Source organism: Cellulomonas sp. GbtcB1, from assembly GCF_019091725.1.
Classification (GTDB): Bacteria; Actinomycetota; Actinomycetes; order Actinomycetales; family Cellulomonadaceae; genus Cellulomonas.
Window position 1 is genome coordinate 1 of the sequence record NZ_JAGXJG010000288.1, and the last position, 265, is coordinate 265.

Below are 265 nucleotides of genomic sequence, written 5' to 3' on the forward strand. Positions count from 1 at the left end.
CCGGGCGCGGGTCCGCCGCGCTCGCCGGGGCCGCGGCCGCCGCGTATGGGCTGGACCCCGACCCCCGCGCGCTCTCCCGGCTGGCCCGCCGCGGCTCCGGGTCGGCGGCGCGCTCGGCCTTCGGCGGCCTGGTGGTCTGGCACGCGGGCACCGACGACGCCTCGTCGTTCGCCGAGCCCGTGCCGGGCGGCTAGGCGGGCGGTCCGCTCGACCCGGCGATGGCCGTGGTCGTGCTCGGCGCCGGGCCCAAGTCGATCTCGTCGCG

Annotated in this window: 1 pseudogene; it reads left to right on the forward strand. The window is 81.9% G+C overall.

The window, feature by feature from the left end:
- A pseudogene (locus tag KVT14_RS20485) lies at positions 1-194 on the forward strand (diphosphomevalonate decarboxylase); the annotation flags it as partial.
- Positions 195-265: the final 71 nt, after the last annotated feature.